Source organism: Agrobacterium sp. MCAB5 (assembly GCF_052114365.1).
GTDB lineage: Bacteria > Pseudomonadota > Alphaproteobacteria > Rhizobiales > Rhizobiaceae > Agrobacterium > Agrobacterium tumefaciens.
Genome location: NZ_JBFREP010000007.1, coordinates 131,042 through 148,828, shown reverse-complemented (window position 1 = coordinate 148,828; position 17,787 = coordinate 131,042). Strand labels below are relative to the sequence as shown.

At 59.3% G+C, this 17,787-nt stretch carries 13 protein-coding genes; 4 read left to right on the top strand and 9 right to left on the bottom strand.

Going from position 1 to position 17,787, the window contains the following annotated elements:
• Positions 1-9: 9 nt before the first annotated feature.
• The 6 genes from AB4Z23_RS17025 to tesB form a co-directional block, all read right to left on the bottom strand.
• Positions 10-813, bottom strand: coding sequence for an exodeoxyribonuclease III (locus AB4Z23_RS17025; protein WP_013636964.1), 804 nt, complete (start codon positions 811-813; stop codon positions 10-12).
• 164 nt (positions 814-977) lie between these two features.
• Complete coding sequence (locus AB4Z23_RS17020; RefSeq protein ID WP_013636963.1) at positions 978-1,652, bottom strand: outer membrane lipoprotein carrier protein LolA; 675 nt, start codon at positions 1,650-1,652, stop codon at positions 978-980.
• 155 nt (positions 1,653-1,807) lie between these two features.
• Positions 1,808-4,483 (bottom strand): DNA translocase FtsK, encoded by a 2,676-nt coding sequence (locus AB4Z23_RS17015; RefSeq protein ID WP_421476950.1) that lies wholly within the window; start codon positions 4,481-4,483, stop codon positions 1,808-1,810.
• A gap of 217 nt (positions 4,484-4,700) precedes the next feature.
• Positions 4,701-6,050 (bottom strand): ammonium transporter, encoded by a 1,350-nt coding sequence (locus AB4Z23_RS17010; protein ID WP_003516494.1) that lies wholly within the window; start codon positions 6,048-6,050, stop codon positions 4,701-4,703.
• A 28-nt stretch (positions 6,051-6,078) separates the two neighbouring features.
• A complete protein-coding gene (locus AB4Z23_RS17005) occupies positions 6,079-6,429 on the bottom strand; it encodes a P-II family nitrogen regulator (RefSeq protein ID WP_019565993.1) in 351 nt (116 codons plus the stop codon).
• 211 nt (positions 6,430-6,640) lie between these two features.
• Positions 6,641-7,525, bottom strand: coding sequence for an acyl-CoA thioesterase II (tesB, locus tag AB4Z23_RS17000; protein ID WP_003516499.1), 885 nt, complete (start codon positions 7,523-7,525; stop codon positions 6,641-6,643).
• Here tesB and AB4Z23_RS16995 point away from each other — a divergent pair.
• From AB4Z23_RS16995 to fdxA, 4 genes are all read left to right on the top strand, one after another.
• Entirely contained in the window at positions 7,474-8,826 is a 1,353-nt protein-coding gene (locus AB4Z23_RS16995; RefSeq protein WP_421476954.1) for a ubiquinone biosynthesis hydroxylase, read from the top strand. The two genes, tesB and AB4Z23_RS16995, sit on opposite strands and share 52 nt — an antisense overlap.
• A gap of 461 nt (positions 8,827-9,287) precedes the next feature.
• Positions 9,288-12,374, top strand: coding sequence for a helicase-related protein (locus tag AB4Z23_RS16990; protein WP_421476956.1), 3,087 nt, complete (start codon positions 9,288-9,290; stop codon positions 12,372-12,374).
• A 3-nt stretch (positions 12,375-12,377) separates the two neighbouring features.
• Positions 12,378-12,794 (top strand): RNA-binding S4 domain-containing protein, encoded by a 417-nt coding sequence (locus AB4Z23_RS16985; protein WP_003516506.1) that lies wholly within the window; start codon positions 12,378-12,380, stop codon positions 12,792-12,794.
• Positions 12,795-12,952: 158 nt separating this feature from the next.
• The gene (fdxA, locus tag AB4Z23_RS16980; protein ID WP_003516508.1) at positions 12,953-13,291 is read left to right on the top strand and encodes a ferredoxin FdxA; all 339 of its coding nucleotides are present in this window, start codon (positions 12,953-12,955) and stop codon (positions 13,289-13,291) included.
• An 86-nt stretch (positions 13,292-13,377) separates the two neighbouring features.
• Here the strand turns inward: fdxA and holA are convergent, their stop codons facing one another.
• Genes holA through leuS form a run of 3 tightly spaced genes read right to left on the bottom strand, consistent with a single transcriptional unit; the run spans position 13,378 to position 17,595 of the window.
• A complete protein-coding gene (holA, locus tag AB4Z23_RS16975; RefSeq protein WP_003516510.1) occupies positions 13,378-14,415 on the bottom strand; it encodes a DNA polymerase III subunit delta in 1,038 nt (345 codons plus the stop codon).
• 11 nt (positions 14,416-14,426) lie between these two features.
• Positions 14,427-14,918, bottom strand: a complete 492-nt coding sequence (gene lptE / locus AB4Z23_RS16970; protein ID WP_003516512.1) for an LPS assembly lipoprotein LptE — start codon at positions 14,916-14,918, stop codon at positions 14,427-14,429.
• Between the two features lie 46 nt (positions 14,919-14,964).
• A complete protein-coding gene (gene leuS / locus AB4Z23_RS16965; RefSeq protein WP_421476958.1) occupies positions 14,965-17,595 on the bottom strand; it encodes a leucine--tRNA ligase in 2,631 nt (876 codons plus the stop codon).
• Positions 17,596-17,787 lie beyond the last annotated feature (192 nt).

The following is a 17,787-nucleotide window of genomic DNA, read 5'->3' as shown; positions in this document are numbered from 1 at the left end:
GCCAGCGCTTCAGAAACGGAAATGGGCCGTAACCGGAACGTGGTCGGATGGCCGGTTCCAGCCGCGTGCTTCGCGCAAGATGTCGATCTTTTCAAGCGAAGGGCCGAGATCCTGCGACGACCAGATGTGGTCGAGACGGCGGCCACGGTCTGCGGCTTCCCAATCCTTGGCGCGGTAGCTCCACCAGGTATAAATCTTTTCACTATCAGGCACGTTCAGCCGCATCAGGTCGAGCCAGTTGCCCTTCTTCATGATATCGAGCATGCCGTCGGTTTCCACCGGTGTATGGCTAACGATCTTCAGCAGTTGCTTGTGCGACCAGACGTCATTTTCAAGCGGCGCGATGTTGAGATCGCCTACGAGAATGGACGAGGTGCCGGGCACGCCGTCGGCGCGAAGCGCCTTCATCTCTTCGATAAAATCCAGCTTGTGGCCGAATTTCGGGTTTATCGACCGGTCGGGTTCGTCACCGCCAGCCGGAACATAGAAATTATGCAGCCGTATGCGGCGCGATCCAACCTGAAAAATCGCGGAAATGTGTCGTGCATCGCCTATACCGCAATAGTCCTGACGATGATCTTCTGTCAGCGGAATTTTCGAAGCGATCGCCACACCGTGGTAGCCCTTCTGGCCATGGATGATGACGTGCTCGTAACCGAGCGCCTTCAGCGGCTTCATCGGAAACTCGCCATTCGGGCATTTCGTTTCCTGCAGGCAGAGAATGTCGGGTTTGTAACGCACCAGAAACTGCTCCACGATCGGCATTCTGAGCCTGACCGAGTTGATGTTCCAGGTGGTTATCGAAAACGACATGCATGTGCTCCGCTTCTATAGCCTCGAAGCCGATTGTTCCGAGACATGTTTCCGGGGCGCAGGCTTATAACATCGCGATGAAAACTGGAATGCATTTTAGCGGCAAAATAAAAAAGGCGACCGCAGGGCCGCCTTTTGAACTGTCGCCGTGGACCGCCCGGCCTTTAGCCGCGTTTGCGGACTTCTTCGTAGTTGATGTTGAAAACGCGTTCGTCGAGGTTAACGCCCGTCTGCACGTTGAAGATCATGACAGTCGTGTCCTTGTTCTGGGCATCGGTCGTCGTCCATTGCCTCAGATCGAAGGTTTTCGGGTCAAACATCAGGGTAATGGTGGAATCGCCGAACACGCTCTTGTCACCCAGTACGATGGTAGTCAGGTCCGACTCTTCCTTCACGTTCCGGACCTTCTGGTTGCTCAGATCGATCTTGTCGGACAAAAGCAGGCTGAGCGGGGTCTTTGACAATGGATACAAATCCCATGTCTTCAGCTTCATGTTGCCGATGACGACATTCTTGCCGTCGGAGATGACCCGCATGGGCGAGGGGTCTTCATAATTGAAGCGAAGCTTGCCGGGCCGTTCGATGTAAAATTTGCCGCCGGTCTGTTCACCGCGCGGGCCAAACTGGACAAACTCTCCCATCATCGTTTTGACCGACGAGAAGTGATTGGCAATTTTCTGCGCGGTCGCGCTGTTACCGGCAGCCTGAGCAAATGCGTTGAGCGGCGACAGGCCGGCCATGACCGCAGCCATGGAAAACGCCGTCAGCACGCCACGTCGCGTCACGCCGTTCTCTGGTGTGTTTGCGGTGGCAATCTCGCCGGTGGTGAGGTCGTTCATTCTGTTCTCCTTCATCGCAGCGATTTTCCGCATAAAGGCGGCGGCTTCATGACGTTGAAAGCGTGTATTAACGCTTCTTCGCCCCGCTTGGTTGCCGTCTTCGCCTCACGCATGTCGTTATCCCGAAACCACGACAGCCTTTTGGGCGACGGGCATTACCGCTCGATGATGTCTGCTTCCGTTGGTACGAGTATTTCGCGTTTTCCGGCATGATTGGCGGGGCCGATGATGCCTTCCTGCTCCATGCGTTCGATCAGCGAGGCGGCGCGGTTGTAGCCGATGCCGAGACGCCGCTGGACGTAGGAGGTGGAGGCCTTGCCGTCCCTCAGCACGACAGCCACGGCCTGATCATAGGGGTCTTCCGAATCGGAGAAATTGCCGGCGCCGGCCGGGCCGCCGCCATTGCCTTCCTCATCGTCTTCCTCGGTGATCGCTTCCAGATATTCCGGCGTGCCTTGCGTCTTGAGATAGGCGACGATCTCTTCCACTTCATTGTCGGAAACGAAGGGACCGTGCACGCGCTGAATGCGGCCGCCACCGGCCATATAGAGCATGTCGCCCATGCCGAGCAGCTGTTCGGCGCCCTGTTCGCCCAAAATGGTGCGGCTGTCGATCTTCGACGTTACCTGGAAGGAGATGCGGGTCGGGAAGTTCGCCTTGATGGTTCCGGTGATGACGTCGACGGACGGGCGCTGGGTTGCCATGATGACATGGATGCCAGCGGCACGCGCCATCTGAGCGAGGCGCTGTACGGCACCTTCGATATCCTTGCCTGCCACCATCATAAGATCCGCCATTTCGTCGATAATGACGACGATATAGGGTAGGGGCTTCAGGTCGAATTCTTCCGTCTCGTACATTGCCTCGCCGGTCTGGCGGTCGAAGCCGGTCTGCACCGTGCGGGTGAGGATTTCGCCCTTGTCGATCGCCTGCTGCACACGGCTGTTGAAGCCATCGATGTTGCGCACACCGATCTTCGACATCTTCTTGTAGCGCTCCTCCATCTCGCGCACCGTCCACTTCAGCGCCACGACGGCTTTTTTCGGATCGGTAACGACGGGGGAGAGCAGATGCGGAATACCGTCATAGATCGATAGTTCGAGCATTTTCGGGTCGATCATGATCAGGCGGCATTGCTCCGGCGACATGCGGTAAAGCAGCGACAGGATCATGGTGTTGATGGCGACCGACTTGCCCGAACCCGTGGTACCGGCAACGAGAAGATGCGGCATCTTGGCAAGATCGGCGATGACGGGTTCGCCGCCGATGGTCTTGCCGAGCGCCATGGCGAGCTTGGCCTTGCTGTTTTCAAAGTCGCGGCTGCCGACCAGTTCACGCAGGAACACGGTTTCACGCGTCTGGTTCGGAAGCTCGATGCCAATGGCGTTGCGGCCAGGCACGACGGCAACGCGCGCGGCGATCGCGCTCATGGAGCGGGCGATGTCATCGGCAAGGCCAATGACGCGCGAGGATTTGATGCCGGGTGCTGGTTCCAGTTCGTAGAGCGTGACGACCGGGCCGGGGCGGACGTGAATGATTTCACCCTTGACGCCAAAATCCTCGAGAACCCCTTCCAGAAGGCGGGCATTCTGCTCCAGCACTTCCTCGTTCAGCGTATGGTCGCGAACGACGTTCTTGGGTTCCGCCAGAAGATGCACGGTGGGCAGCTGGAAACCGTCTGCGGCAATAAAGGAGGCCTGCGCTTCCCTTGCCACGCGCTCGCTGGGCTTCGGGCGTGCGGAAGGGGCGGTTATTCTGGGTTGGCCGCGCCCAGGTGCCTGTTTTGCCACGAACTTCGGGTCATTCTCGTCCAGGCTGTGGTCGTCCGAGAGAATGCCGTTGGGCAATCGCCGACCGTCTGCGTCCAACGACGGTTCGTCGTCCCCGTCCGCATCATGATCGGGCGCGATGGAGGGAGGCGACATCTGGCGACGGGATGCGGCGCGTTCTTCGAAAGACGGTTCCGCGCGCTGGTCGAGGCGGTTGATCGCCGTCTTGAGGCGGGAGGGTTCGTTCAGCGTGCCGAATTCATATTCGTTGAAATCGTAAGGGTGTTCGAATTCGCCGTGCAGGGATTTCGACTTCAGGCCGAACAGGCGGCGAAGGCGGGCCTGCGAGATGTACCAGTAATGTGCGATTGCGCCGAAGGCGAGAATATTGGCGAAGAAGCCTTCGCCCTCGTCATCGTCTTCTTCCTCGACCTGACGGGTGGCACGGGCCTTGTTTGCGACCGGCGCGCGTTCTTCCTGTTCCAGGTCATCTTCCGGGCGTCCCACGAGACCGGCGGCAAACAGCATCATCAAGGCGGCGGGAGCAGCGAATATAGCGCCCAGCACCGTCGCAATCGTGCCGGTGGGGTAAGCGCCGATGAAGAGAGCTGGGAACCTCAGGATCATATCACCGATGACGCCACCGATGCCGTTCGGCAGCGGCCATGTCACGGGCGCGGGAAAACAGCCGAGCGAGGCGGCGCAGACGATGGCGCCGGCGATCCAGGCGACGAGGCGGGCGGGTATCCGGTTGAACTTGCGACCGGCGATCAGGGCGATCGCCCAGGCAATCACCGGCAAAAGCGCGATGATTGCGGAAAGGCCGAGGAACTGCATCACGATATCGGCGAAGATTGCGCCGCCGTAACCGAGAAGATTGGTGGGCTGGTTGCCTGTTGCATAGGACAGGCTCGGGTCCGCCACGTTCCATGTGGCAAGTGCGGTAATCCCCAGCGCAATCGTGGCAAGCAAGGCAAAACCGGCAAGAGCCATGACCTGCCGCACGAAAAACGCCGTCAGCACGAAACGCGTGTGACGACCGTCGAATGTCGGAGAATTCATTCTGCCCATGTCCCTGAACCCGTAGTTTTTGTGGTTTCGGCAAGATCCGGCAGTTGACCAGATCCCGGATTGACAGGGAAAACTAACAGCCTGCTGGTTAATGTCGTGTTAACCATGCGGTTTTTTAAAAGCCGCTTCCGGATTTGCGGCAAAGAAAAGGCCCGCCGAAGCGGGCCTTCTTTTGGGAGAGGGGATGGAGAACCCCTTTTCCCGGATATCAGGAGTGGTAGGCGGCTTCGCCGTGGGTCGCAAGGTCGAGACCTTCGCGTTCCGCTTCGACCGGAACCCGCAGACCAACGATCACGTCGACGATCTTGTAGAGGATTGCCGAGACGACTGCGCACCATACGATGGTGATGGCGACGGCAACGAACTGCGTCCAGAGCTGCGAGGAGATGGAGAAGTCCGCCTTGCCCGTGCCGCCAAGCAGCGGAGACGTGAAGATGCCGGTGCCGAGGGCGCCGATAATGCCGCCGATGCCGTGGACACCGAAGACGTCGGCTGTGTCGTCGTAGCCGAACTTGTTCTTCACAACCGAGACGAAGAAGTAGCAGATCGGCGAGACGATGAGGCCGAGAACGATAGCGCCCATGGGTCCGACGGAACCGGCCGCAGGCGTTACGGCGACGAGGCCGGCGATCATGCCCGAAGCTGCGCCCAGCATGGAAGCCTTGCCGCGGGTGAAGCTTTCAACCAGCGACCAGGAAACGATGGCTGCTGCAGTGGCGAGGAAGGTGTTCATGGTTGCAAGAACCGCACCGCCAGATGCTTCGAGGTTGGAGCCGGCGTTGAAGCCGAACCAGCCGAACCACAGCATGGCTGCGCCAACCAGCGTCAGCGTCATGGAGTGCGGGGCCATCATGTCCTTGCCGAAGCCAGTACGCTTGCCAACCATGATCGCGCCGATCAGACCGGCGATACCGGCATTGATGTGAACGACCGTGCCGCCGGCGAAGTCGAGAGCGCCCATGCCGAAGATCAGGCCGTTTGCGTCCCAGACCATGTGAGCGATCGGGAAGTAGACGAAGGTGGCCCACAGGATGGTGAACAGGATGACTGCCGAGAACTTCACGCGTTCCGCAAATGCACCGATGATCAGCGCAGGCGTGATGGCCGCAAAGGTCATCTGGAAGGCGATGAAGGTGTATTCGTAGATCACGACGCCCTGGGAGAAGGTTGCCGAGGTGCTGTCAAGCGAAACGCCGGACAGGAACAGCTTGCCGAAACCGCCGAAATACGGGCCGGTGCCGCCGCCGAAGGCGAAGGAGTAACCGTAGATTACCCAGACGAGCATCATGACCGCGCCGATGACCGTGCACTGCATGAGAACGGAGAGCATGTTCTTTGTGCGCACGAGGCCGCCATAAAACAGGGCGAGACCCGGAATGATCATGAAAAGCACGAGGATCGTCGCGACATACATGAATGCGGTATCGGCTTTTTCCGGAACGGGGGCCGCCGCTGCTACTGCCGGCGCGGCATCCTGCGCAAAGGCGATTGCCGGGGCCATCAGGGCTGCCACACCGGCACCCAGTTTGCCGAGCGTTGAAAACTTGTTGAGTTGCATAGCTAGAAAACTCCCTGTCAGCCGTGCTTCAAAGCGCTTCTGTGTTGGTTTCGCCGGTACGGATGCGCACGGCCTGTTCGATAGAGTAGACGAAGATCTTGCCATCACCGATCTGCCCGGTTTTTGCAGCCGACGCGATTGCCTCGACAGCCTTGTCGACGACGTCTGATGCAACCGCGATCTCGATCTTCAGTTTGGGAAGAAAGCTCACCGCATATTCCGTGCCGCGATAAATCTCGGTATGTCCCTTCTGGCGTCCGTAACCCTTTACCTCGGTCACGGTCAGGCCTTGGATGCCGACGCCGGTGAGCGCTTCGCGCACTTCATCCAGCTTGAACGGCTTGATAATGGCCATCACAATTTTCATCTGGTTTCCCATCCTTTGTTTGTCCTCGGCACGGAGCCGACTCTCCTCGCGCTGGCAGATCAGTAACAGCGACTACGGACATACATTCAAGGGGCGTGCCAGTTTTGATGCGGCCTCTAAGTTATTGAAATATATAAATTATATGACAGGCGTCTGAAAAACGGGCATTGGGTGGCGCAATTTTCGTCTATTAAATGTGCGATTTTTTAAAAAAGCGCATTATTTAAGCATTTGCCCTTTTGCGGATCAAACCTTCCTGTGCGACGGAGGCGATCAGTTCACCCTGTCTGGTGAAAATATTGCCACGGGTCAAACCGCGTGCTCCCGAGGCGCTGGGGCTGTCCTGCGTGTAGAGCAGCCAGTCGTCCAGCCGGCAGGGACGATGGAACCACATGGCGTGATCGAGGCTCGCCACCTGAATGGCCGGATCGAAGATTGTCGTCCCATGGGCATAGAGCGACGTGTCGAGCAACGTCATATCCGAGAGATAAGCGAGAATGGCTGACTGGAAACGTGGATCGTCCGGCACATCGCCGACAGCGCGAACCCAGATATCCTGCTGCGGTTCCAGCTTTTCCTTCGAAATATAGTGGGTCAGCGAAACCGGCCGGATCTCTATCGGGCGCTTGTTGCTCCAGTATTTGCGGATCGAAGCGGGTGCGTTGGCGAGGAAGGCCGCCTGCATCTCATCTTCACTCATCAGCCTTTCGGGCGGCGTCACATCCGGCATTCTTATCTGATGATCGAATCCGTCCTCGACGATCTGGAACGACGCCGACATGGAGAAGATCGCCTTCCCATGCTGGATAGCGACCACGCGCCGGGTGCAGAAGCTTGCACCGTCGCGAATGCGCTCCACCTGGTAGAGGATGGGCACCAGCGGGTCGCCGGGGCGCATGAAATAGGAATGCAGTGAATGAACGAAACGATCATCATCCACGGTTCGTTGAGCTGCAATCAATGCCTGCGCGATGACCTGGCCGCCGAAAACGCGCTGCCAGCCGATTTGCGGGCTTTCACCCCGAAACAGGTTTTCTTCCAGCTTCTCGAGATCGAGTGTGGAGATCAGATTGGCCATCGGATCTGACGTTTGCGAGGGATGCGACATTTTTTCGGCCTGCTCCGGCTGTAGGAAGACGTCACATGGTCTATAGTGCGCCGATGATGCGTGCACAAGATTTGAGGAGAAGCGCGATGCTGGACGTGGTGGTGGCAGGCGGCGGTTATGTCGGCCTTTCCGTTGCTGTCGCAATTAAGCAGGCAGCCGGACATCTTAATGTGCAGGTGGTTGAAGCCGCTCCCGAGGATGTCTGGAAGAAGGACGTCCGCGCCTCCGCCATTATCGCGGCGGCCACACGCATGCTCGACGTTTTCGGCATATGGAACGAGATTGAGCCGGAGGCCCAGCCGATCCACAAGATGATCGTCACCGATTCGAAGACCGCCGATCCGGTTCGCCCGGTGTTTTTGACATTCGACGGCGCGGTGGAGGAGGGCAGGCCCTTCGCTCATATGGTCCCGAATGTCGCGATGGTGGGTGCGCTGCGAGGCCTGTGTGAGCGCCTCGGCGTCGAAATCCGCCATGGTCTCAGTGTTTCCGGCTTTTCCGCCGGCCCGCAATCGACGGCTATTTCACTTTCCGACGGCTCGTCGCTTGAGGCGCGACTGCTCATAGCCTGCGATGGGGTCCGCTCGGCTTTGCGGGATATGGCAGGAATAAAAACCGTGCACTGGAATTACGATCAGTCCGGGATCGTCACCACCGTTGAACACGAGCGGCCGCATGAGGGCTGCGCGGAGGAACATTTTCTGCCGTCGGGGCCTTTCGCCGTGCTTCCCTTGAAAGGGAACCGCTCCTCGCTTGTCTGGACCGAACGTACGGCCGATGCCGACAGGCTGGTTGCTGCCGACGATCTGGTGTTCGAGGAGGAACTTGAACGCCGGTTCGGCCACAAGCTCGGTCCGGTCCGTCCCGTCGGTCCCCGTCGCGCCTTTCCGCTGGGCTTGACGCTGGCGCGTTCCTTCGTCGCGCCACGTTTTGCACTTGCCGGCGATGCGGCGCATGGAATTCACCCGATTTCCGGTCAGGGCCTCAATCTCGGCTTCAAGGATGTTGCGGCACTGGCCGAAACCGTGGTCGAGGCCGACCGTCTCGGCCTTGATATCGGCTCTCTCAACCTTCTCGACCGTTACCAGTCCTGGCGGCGTTTCGACACGTTGCGGATGGGTGTGACGACGGATGTGCTGAACCGGCTTTTCTCCAATGATGTCGGTCCCATTCGCGTCATGCGTGATTTCGGTCTGGGTGTGGTCGATCGTTTGCCGGGTCTGAAATCCTATTTCATCGGTCAGGCTGCCGGCACGACAGATGCCGGCGCGCCGCGCCTGCTTGCCGGCGAGGCGCTCTGATACTGCCGTTCCTGCCTGTGCCGGAGCGGCTTTCCAGCGATTGCCGCTTGACAGTCGATTCCGGTGTTTTCCGCCGGAAGCCGGTGCCGCAAAGCTGAATCCAGACAAGGACTTACCCGGATTCACAATCTGGTATAGGGCAGGCATCTGCCAACCAGATGTTGCGGAGAACAAAAGCTGAATCCATTGGAGTCAGCGATTCGTATTCGATTCGTTCGCAGACTGTTCCGTATCCGAATCAATTCCGGTTTCGCCGGATTCTTTTTAATATTTCAAGTATCTGAATCAAAAAGGAAAATTCCGCCGGGGAAGGACCTCTTACCACTTTGCGGATATGGCCTATTGCCTTTGTCGGCGGGCGTTGCCATGTGTGGTGCGTGTGCGGCCCGTATCAGTGAATGGCGGGCGGTACAGCAAGCAGATGAAGTCGATTCACGGATAGTACGTTGAATTTTCGCCCCATGATCCTGAGCGGCCGCGGTGTCACGGCCGTTCTCGGCCCCACCAATACCGGCAAGACCCATTACGCCATCGAGCGCATGGTGGCACATGGCAACGGTGTCATCGGCCTTCCGCTGCGCCTTCTGGCGCGTGAGGTCTATACCCGTCTTGTCGAAAAGGTGGGCGCGCCGAATGTGGCGCTGATAACCGGCGAAGAAAAGATCGCCCCTCCTAAAGCCAAATATTCCGTCTGCACGGTGGAAGCCATGCCGCGCGAGACGACGGCCGCATTCGTCGCCATCGATGAAGTGCAGCTGGCGGGTGATCTGGAGCGCGGGCATATCTTTACCGACCGCGTGCTGCATCTGCGCGGGCGGGAGGAAACGCTGCTTCTGGGTGCGGGCACGATGCGCCCGATCCTCGAAAAGCTGCTGCCGGGAATTACCGTGGTCGAACGTCCGCGCCTGTCGCAGCTTTTTTATGCGGGCCAGAAGAAGATAACCCGCCTGCCGCAACGCACGGCAATCGTCGCCTTTTCGGCGGAAGAGGTCTATGCCATTGCCGAGCTGGTGCGTCGCCAGCGTGGTGGCGCAGCCGTTGTGATGGGCGCGCTTTCGCCGCGTACGCGCAACGCCCAGGTGGGGCTCTACCAGTCCGGCGACGTCGAATATCTCGTGGCGACTGATGCCATCGGCATGGGTCTCAACCTCGATGTCGATCATGTCGCCTTTGCGCAGGACCGCAAGTTTGACGGCTATCAGTTCCGCAATCTCAATCCGGGCGAGATCGGCCAGATCGCCGGCCGCGCCGGCCGCCATCTTCGCGATGGCACCTTTGGCGTGACGGGGCGCGTCGATCCATTTGACGACGAGTTGGTGGAGCGTATCGAAAGCCATCAGTTCGACTCGGTGAAGGTGCTGCAATGGCGGACGAAAAATTTCGATTTTTCCTCCATCACCAATCTGCGTCTGAGCCTCGAAGCCGCCCCGGCGATCCAGGGACTGTCACGGGCCTTGCCGGCGATCGACCAGCAGGCGCTCGAATATCTGTCGCGCTACCCTGAAATCATAGACGTGGCGACGACGGAGGCGCGGGTGGAAAAACTCTGGGAGGCCTGCGCGCTTCCGGATTATCGCCGTATTGCGCCCGCTCAACATGCTGATCTGATCTCAACGCTCTATTTCGATCTCGTAAAACGTGGCACGGTGAACGAAGATTTCATGGGCGAACAGGTGCGCCGCGCCGATCGTACCGATGGAGAGATCGATACCTTGTCTGCAAGGATTGCGCAGATCAGAACATGGACTTATGTATCGAACCGCCCAGGATGGCTTGCCGATCCGACACACTGGCAAGAAAAGACGCGGGAAATCGAAGATCGATTGTCCGATGCTCTACATGAAAGGTTGACGAAACGCTTTGTTGATCGCAGGACATCTGTGCTCATGAGGCGCCTGAGAGAGAATGCGATGCTTGAAGCTGAAATCAGTGTAAATGGTGATGTCTTCGTAGAAGGACATCACGTCGGCCAGTTGGCCGGGTTCCGGTTCACGCCGGTGCCGGGAATGGAAGGGCCGGATCAGAAGGCCGTGCAGGCTGCTGCGCAGAAGGCGCTCGCGCTCGAATACGAGGCGCGTGCCGCGCGTCTGCACGCCAGCGGAAACGGTGATCTCGCTTTGAGCTCCGATGGTCTGGTTCGCTGGTTGGGCGAACCGGTGGCCCGCCTTTCGGCAGGCGACAATATCATGAAGCCGCGCGTGATCCTCTTTGCCGACGAGCAGTTGAGCGGCAATGCCCGCGATCATGCGCTGGCGCGCGTCGAACGTTTCGTCAATCATCAGATTGCGACCGTGCTGAAGCCGCTGGACGATATTTCGCGCGCCGAAGACCTTCAGGGTCTGGCGAAGGGGCTGGCGTTCCAGCTGGTCGAAAATCTCGGTGTCCTGTTCCGCCGTGACGTCACCGAAGACGTGAAGTCGCTGGATCAGGATGCGCGTGCCTCCATGCGCCGCTACGGCGTGCGTTTCGGCGCCTATCACGTCTTCCTGCCCGCGCTTCTCAAGCCCGCTCCGGCGGAGCTTGTCACGCTGCTCTGGGCGCTGAAGAACGATGGTCTCGGCAAGCCGGGTTACGGCGATCTCATTCCGGTGCTGGCCGCCGGCCGCACCTCTGTCGTGACGGACCCGACCTTCGAGCGGATGTTCTACAAGCTCGCCGGTTTCCGTTTCCTCGGAAAGCGCGCCGTGCGTATCGACATTCTCGAGCGTCTGGCCGATCTCATCCGTCCGCTGTTGCAGTGGAAGCCCGGTCAGCAGCCGCGTCCGGAAGGCGCTTATGACGGCCGCCGTTTCACGACGACGACCGCGATGCTTTCCATTCTCGGCGCAACGCTCGACGACATGGAAGAAATCCTCAAGGGTCTCGGTTATCGTGCCGATCAGGTAACGGCGGAAGAGGCGCAGGCCTTCCTCGCCAACCAGACCGGTGCTGCCGCTCCGGCCGCTTCTGAAGCGGTGACGGAAGACGAGAGCGCAGAGACCGAACACGAGGAACCGGCTTCGGAAGAGCAGGTTTCCGAGACGACGACTGTCGAAGCTGCTGAAGAAGCGCCGGTTGCGGAAGCTGTGGGCCAAGAGGCTGCTGTTAGCGAGGCTGCGCCGACGGAAAGCGCCGAGGCTGCTGAGCCGAAGCCTGTTCTTCTGTGGCGTCCGGGTGGTCGCAACGAAAACCAGCGTGGTGAAAACCGCCGTCCTGGCAACCGCGGTCAAGGCCGTGGCGAGGGTCGCGATCAGGCGCTACGCGAACAGGGTGAACGTCGTGGCGAAGGCCGTCGCGATAATCGTGACGGAGCAAATCGCGAGGCTGCCAATCGTGGCGGTGACGGCGAGCGCAAGCGTGATGGCGGACGTCCCGACCGTGGCAACAACCGCAATAATGATCTTCAGGATCGCGGGGAGCGCAAGGACAGGCCGGACCGCAATGACCGTGGCGGGAAACCGCAGGGTCAGCAGCGTTTCGAAGCCAAGCCGCCGCGTAAGGAAAAGCCGATCGATCCGGATTCGCCCTTCGCCAAGCTTGCTGCTCTCAAGGAGCAGCTGAAGAAGTAAGCTATGGGGAGCAACGAACAGCCACTCGAAAGCACGCGTCAGCGTCTGGACAAGTGGCTGTTCTTTGCCCGCATGGCCAAATCCCGTTCACTTGCCCAGAGTTACATTCAGTCGGGCAAGGTCAAGGTCAACGGTGTCTCCATTCGCCAGCCCAGCCATCTGGTAAAGGCCGGTGACAGGCTCGATATCGGTTTCGAGCGCATGGACAAGGTGCTTGTCGTCAAATCCGGGGGCGAGCGGCGCGGACCCTATGAAGAGGCCAAACTTCTCTACGACGATCTGACGCCGCCGCGCGAGCCTTCCGACAGGCTGAGCCCGCTGGAGCAGGCGATACGTCAGCCGGGAAGCGGTCGCCCCACCAAAAAAGAGCGCAGGGCGCTCGACAGGTTCCTGTCGGACAGCGACGGAAACAAAGAATAGAATAAACCTTCAAGTCTTAGCGGTTTTTCAGAATTGTTTATCCTTGCTATCTGAAGGCAAAGGCATTACCTCACTTGCAAAATTGCCCTGTCTGAATTCCGGGCGACGGCTTGTGTTCCGAAGCCCACAGACCCGGCCTGCATATTCTGGAGTTCATCATGACATATGTCGTGACCGACAATTGCATCCGCTGCAAATACACCGATTGCGTTGAAGTCTGCCCTGTCGACTGCTTTTACGAGGGTGAAAATTTCCTCGCTATCAATCCTGACGAATGCATCGATTGTGGTGTGTGCGAACCGGAATGTCCTGCCGAAGCGATCAAGCCTGACACTGAGCCGGGTCTCGACAAGTGGCTGAAGCTGAATACGGAATATGCGGCGATCTGGCCGAATATCACCATCAAGCGCGACCCCTTGCCGGAAGCCAAGGAAATGGATGGCGTGACAGGCAAGCTCGAGCTCTATTTCTCTGCCGAGCCTGGTAAGGGCGACTGAGTTCTCAACGACTGGTGTCCTTGGTATCATGATTTTAAAAGCCCTCGCAGCGTCAGCGTGAGGGCTTTTTGCCGACCTTCAGCGAGTTATCCGCCGCGGCCTGATTGCAATGTGGTCGATAGCAGGGTCAAAAGCGCCACGCTGTCTTCCAGGCTTTGGCGCTGGCGGCTTTGCAATATGGCCGCTTGCAGGCGGTTCATCTCACGGGCGATCGCCGCTGGCTGCCAGGTTCGCAACGCTCTCTCGATCACCGGTTTCCTGCGAAAATGGATGTGGCGTCCAAGCGTTTGCATGACCTGCCCGGCCTGCTGCTTTTTCTCATCCATTTCGGCACGCATCTGATCCAGCAACTGAAATTGCTTGAGGCATCCCTGAAGCACGAGAAAGATCGGCGTCTTCGACGAGACGATCTTCTGGGTCGCGTGGAAAAAGGCGTTTCTGTCGCCCTTCAGGATGGCATCGACGGCGTCGTCAGCCGAAACCGTGCTGGCATCGCCGATGATTGCCAGCACATCATCTTCCTCGATCACCTCTGCGCCGCGGCAATAGAGCGCAAGCTTGCGGATCTCGTTGCGCGAGGCAATCCGGTCGCCGCCCAACTGCTCGATCAGCCTCTGCCGTGCGGCCGGGGCAATGCGCAGATTGTCGGCAGACAGTTCCTGATCGATCAACGCATTCAACGAACGGGCGTCATCCGCATAACACGGGATTGCTGCGATAGAGCGAGCGGGTTCTGCGATCTTGCGCAGGCCCGTGCCTTTTTTGATGTCGCCGGCCTCGATGATGAGGAAGCTGGCTTCGGGCGGCGTCTCAGCCAGAATCTGGAGAGCATCCACCAGCGCCTTTTCAGCCGAGGCACTTTTGATCCAGACGAGTTTTTCGCCACCGAAAAGGCCGATGGCGTTCACCTCGTCGAGAAGGCGGCCGGGATCGCCCTGCAGGTCGGATGCGCTCAGCTTCAACGATGCAAAGGCGTCATCCGGGTCAATGCCGGTCTTTTTGGCGATGAGGTTGGCCCGCTCCGACACGAGGCCGCGATCCGGGCCGTAGAGCACGAAAACGCGAAAGCGCTCCGCCGGATTTTCGGCGAAGCGCTCAAATTCATGCGATTTTATCTCTGCCACGGCCGCCGCTCTCAGCGGCCAAGGGTGGCAGCGATATCGGTACGGATGATTTCAGCCAGTTCCCGGGCCGCACGGTTTTCTGCGTCGCGGATCGCCCTGATCTTGGCGAATTCCTGCTGTGGCAGATCCACCTGCGCCGTTACGCTACGCCGCGCGGAGCGCAGGATCTGGCCGTCGGAAATACGCGTCAGGACGTAATTACCGTTCATCACAACACGGCCTGGGTAAGGGCCGTTATAATTGCTGTTGGTACGGGTCGTCAGATCGTAGTTCTCGACTTCCGTGGACGTGGCGCTCGAGCTTACGGATAACTTGACGTTGTACTGAGCCGTAGCCGGTTCACCCGCACCGCCGGACACCAGGAAGATCAGCTGATTGCGCACTTCCTGCGTTATGCGGTCGCCGGCATTCGAGATGCTGACAGCCGCCAGTCTCTCCTTGGTTCCGGAAGCCTCGCCGTAAAGCGGGCGGACCTGGCAGCCTGCCAGAAGACCGGCCATCATCACGACGGAAACTGCTGCCGCAACGCGGCTCCATCTCGAAAAAACGTCAGACAACAATGTTCACAATCCTCTGCGGAACCACGATGACTTTTTTGGGCTCGCCACCGGCAAGAATGGATTTGACGGCATCCAGCGCAAGGGCAGCCGCTCGGACCGCATCTTGATCCGCATCGCGCGCGATTGTCAATTCGCCGCGCTTCTTGCCGTTGACCTGAACGGGCATGACCACATCGTTTTCCTCGACCAGCGAGGGTACAAAAGTTGGCCACGGCGTCTGGGCGACGAGACCCTCGTTGCCCAGCGCCGACCAGCATTCTTCGGCCAGATGCGGCGTCATGGGGGCAATGATGCGAATGAGGATTTCGACGGCATCACGCGCCGCCGCCTTGACGTCATCAGGCTTGCCACCAGCCGCGACATCCGCCAGCGGAGCTGCGAGCGCGTTGACCAGTTCGTAGATGCGGGCGATCGCCTTGTTGAAGGCAAGCTTGTCCAGATCCTCCTGAACGGCCTTCAGCGTCTTGTGGGCCGCCTTGGATACTGCCAGGCCCTCGCCCTCGCTCGCGGGCTTCGGCGTGACGCTCTTCAGTTCGGTCGCGACTTCGCCGATGATGCGCCAGACGCGCTGTACGAAGCGGTTTGAGCCTTCCACACCGGCTTCGGACCAGATGACGTCGCGGTCGGGCGGAGAATCCGACAGGACGAAGAAGCGAGCGGTATCCGCACCGTAGGATGCGATGATGTCATCCGGATCGACCACGTTCTTCTTCGACTTCGACATCTTCTCGATCGAGCCGATCTTCACTTCCGCCCCGGAGGACAAGAGGAATGCCCGGCGGGCACCGTCAGTCTCTTCGATGCGCAGGTCGGCGGGCGCTACCCATTCGCGGGTCAGGCCTTCACCGTGGCTGTAGGTCTCGTGCACAACCATGCCCTGCGTGAACAGACCCTTGAAGGGCTCCTTGACGCCGACATGGCCGGTCTCGCGCATGGCGCGGGTGAAGAAGCGCGAATAGAGCAAGTGGAGAATAGCATGCTCGATGCCGCCGATATACTGGTCCACCGGCAGCCAGTGGTTTGCGGCCTTCGGATCCGTCGGCTCATCTTCCCAAGGCGCGGTGAAGCGCGTGTAGTACCAGCTGGAATCGACGAATGTGTCCATCGTGTCGGTTTCACGGCGCGCGTCATGGCCGCATTGCGGGCAGGCAACGTGACGCCATGTGGGGTGGCGATCCAGTGGGTTGCCGGGCACGTCGAAGGTCACGTCGTCGGGCAGCTTGACCGGCAGGTCCTTCTTCGGAACCGGAACTACGCCGCAGACTTCGCAATGGATGACGGGTATCGGGCAACCCCAGTAACGCTGGCGGGAAATGCCCCAGTCGCGCAGGCGGAAATTGACCTTGCGCTCGGCCTGCGGCGTGTTGCCCAGCGTCTGGGCAGAGAGCTTCTGCACGACCGCCTCAAAGGCGTCAGTCGTGTTCATGCCGTTCAGGAAGCCGGAGTTGATCATCACGCCATCATCGGTGAAGGCGACGTCTTCAATGGTGAAGCTGGCAGCGTCGGGGCCTTCCGGCGCAACGACGGCCACTACCGGCAAATCGTATTTACGGGCGAAATCCAGATCGCGCTGGTCACCCGAAGGGCAGCCGAATATCGCGCCGGTGCCGTAGTCCATCAGCACGAAGTTGGCGACATAGACCGGCAGTTCCCACGTCGGGTCCAGCGGATGTACGACCTTGACGCCGGTATCGATACCCTTCTTTTCCGCTGTTTCCAGCGCTGCGAGAGACGTGCCATGGCGGCGGCATTCGTCGCAGAACTCGGCAATATCAGGGTTCTTCTCCGACAGCTCTCTTGCCAGCGGATGGTCGGCGGCGATTGCCAGGAAGGATGCGCCGAACAGGGTGTCGGGACGCGTGGTATAAACGGTGATGTCGGCAAAGCCTTCCGGCGCTGTGCCAGCAACGGTCTGCCAGCGCAGCGACAGGCCTTCGGAGCGGCCGATCCAGTTCTTCTGCATCAGGCGTACTTTTTCCGGCCACTGATCCAGCGTGTCCAGCTCGTCCAGCAGATCCTGGCTGAAATCGGTGATTCGGAAGAACCACTGTGTCAATTCGCGCTGTTCGACCAGCGCGCCGGAACGCCAGCCGCGGCCGTCGATGACCTGCTCATTGGCCAGAACGGTATGGTCGACCGGATCCCAGTTGACCTTGGACTGCTTGCGGTAGACCAGACCCTTTTCCATGAAATCGACGAACAGCGCCTGCTGGCGGTGGTAATATTCCACATCGCAGGTCGCAAATTCGCGGGTCCAGTCCAGCGACAGGCCCATGGATTTCAGCTGGCCACGCATGGTGGCGATGTTCTGATAGGTCCAGTCCTTCGGGTGAACCTTGTTCTGCATAGCCGCGTTTTCGGCAGGCATGCCGAAGGCGTCCCAGCCCATGGGGTGCAGAACGTTGAAGCCGCGCGCGCGCTTGTAGCGCGCAACGACATCGCCCATCGCGTAGTTGCGGACGTGGCCCATGTGAATGCGTCCCGACGGGTAGGGAAACATCTCTAGAACGTAATACTTCTCGCGCGGATCGCTGTTGTCGGTCACGAAAACCTTGTCTTCGTTCCATTTCTGCTGCCAGCGCGGCTCGGCGTCGCGAGGATTGTAACGTTCGATGGCCATTGTTTAGAATTCCGGGTATCGAGGGGAAAAATTTGCGCTGACCTTCACCATGAAACGACCGGGGCGTCAAGTTTGGCGGGGCCTCCGGGCGTTCAATCTTGGCCAGCGTGCCTCAAATGGTGCTAAACCCGCTTGGCATCAAGGCAATCGGCGTCTAGTTAGCGTTCAGAATGTTTCAAATAGAGGTCCTGT

Coding starts and splice junctions, on each gene's coding strand:
- AB4Z23_RS17015 (WP_421476950.1), bottom strand. CDS start 4,483: ATGAATTCTCCGACATTCGACGGTCGTCACACGCGTTTCGTGCTGACG.
- AB4Z23_RS17005 (WP_019565993.1), bottom strand. CDS start 6,429: ATGGGAAACCAGATGAAAATTGTGATGGCCATTATCAAGCCGTTCAAG.
- fdxA (WP_003516508.1), top strand. CDS start 12,953: ATGACATATGTCGTGACCGACAATTGCATCCGCTGCAAATACACCGAT.
- lptE (WP_003516512.1), bottom strand. CDS start 14,918: ATGATGGCCGGTCTTCTGGCAGGCTGCCAGGTCCGCCCGCTTTACGGC.
- AB4Z23_RS17010 (WP_003516494.1), bottom strand. CDS start 6,050: ATGCAACTCAACAAGTTTTCAACGCTCGGCAAACTGGGTGCCGGTGTG.
- leuS (WP_421476958.1), bottom strand. CDS start 17,595: ATGGCCATCGAACGTTACAATCCTCGCGACGCCGAGCCGCGCTGGCAG.
- tesB (WP_003516499.1), bottom strand. CDS start 7,525: ATGTCGCATCCCTCGCAAACGTCAGATCCGATGGCCAATCTGATCTCC.
- AB4Z23_RS17020 (WP_013636963.1), bottom strand. CDS start 1,652: ATGAACGACCTCACCACCGGCGAGATTGCCACCGCAAACACACCAGAG.
- AB4Z23_RS16990 (WP_421476956.1), top strand. CDS start 9,288: ATGATCCTGAGCGGCCGCGGTGTCACGGCCGTTCTCGGCCCCACCAAT.
- AB4Z23_RS16985 (WP_003516506.1), top strand. CDS start 12,378: ATGGGGAGCAACGAACAGCCACTCGAAAGCACGCGTCAGCGTCTGGAC.
- AB4Z23_RS17025 (WP_013636964.1), bottom strand. CDS start 813: ATGTCGTTTTCGATAACCACCTGGAACATCAACTCGGTCAGGCTCAGA.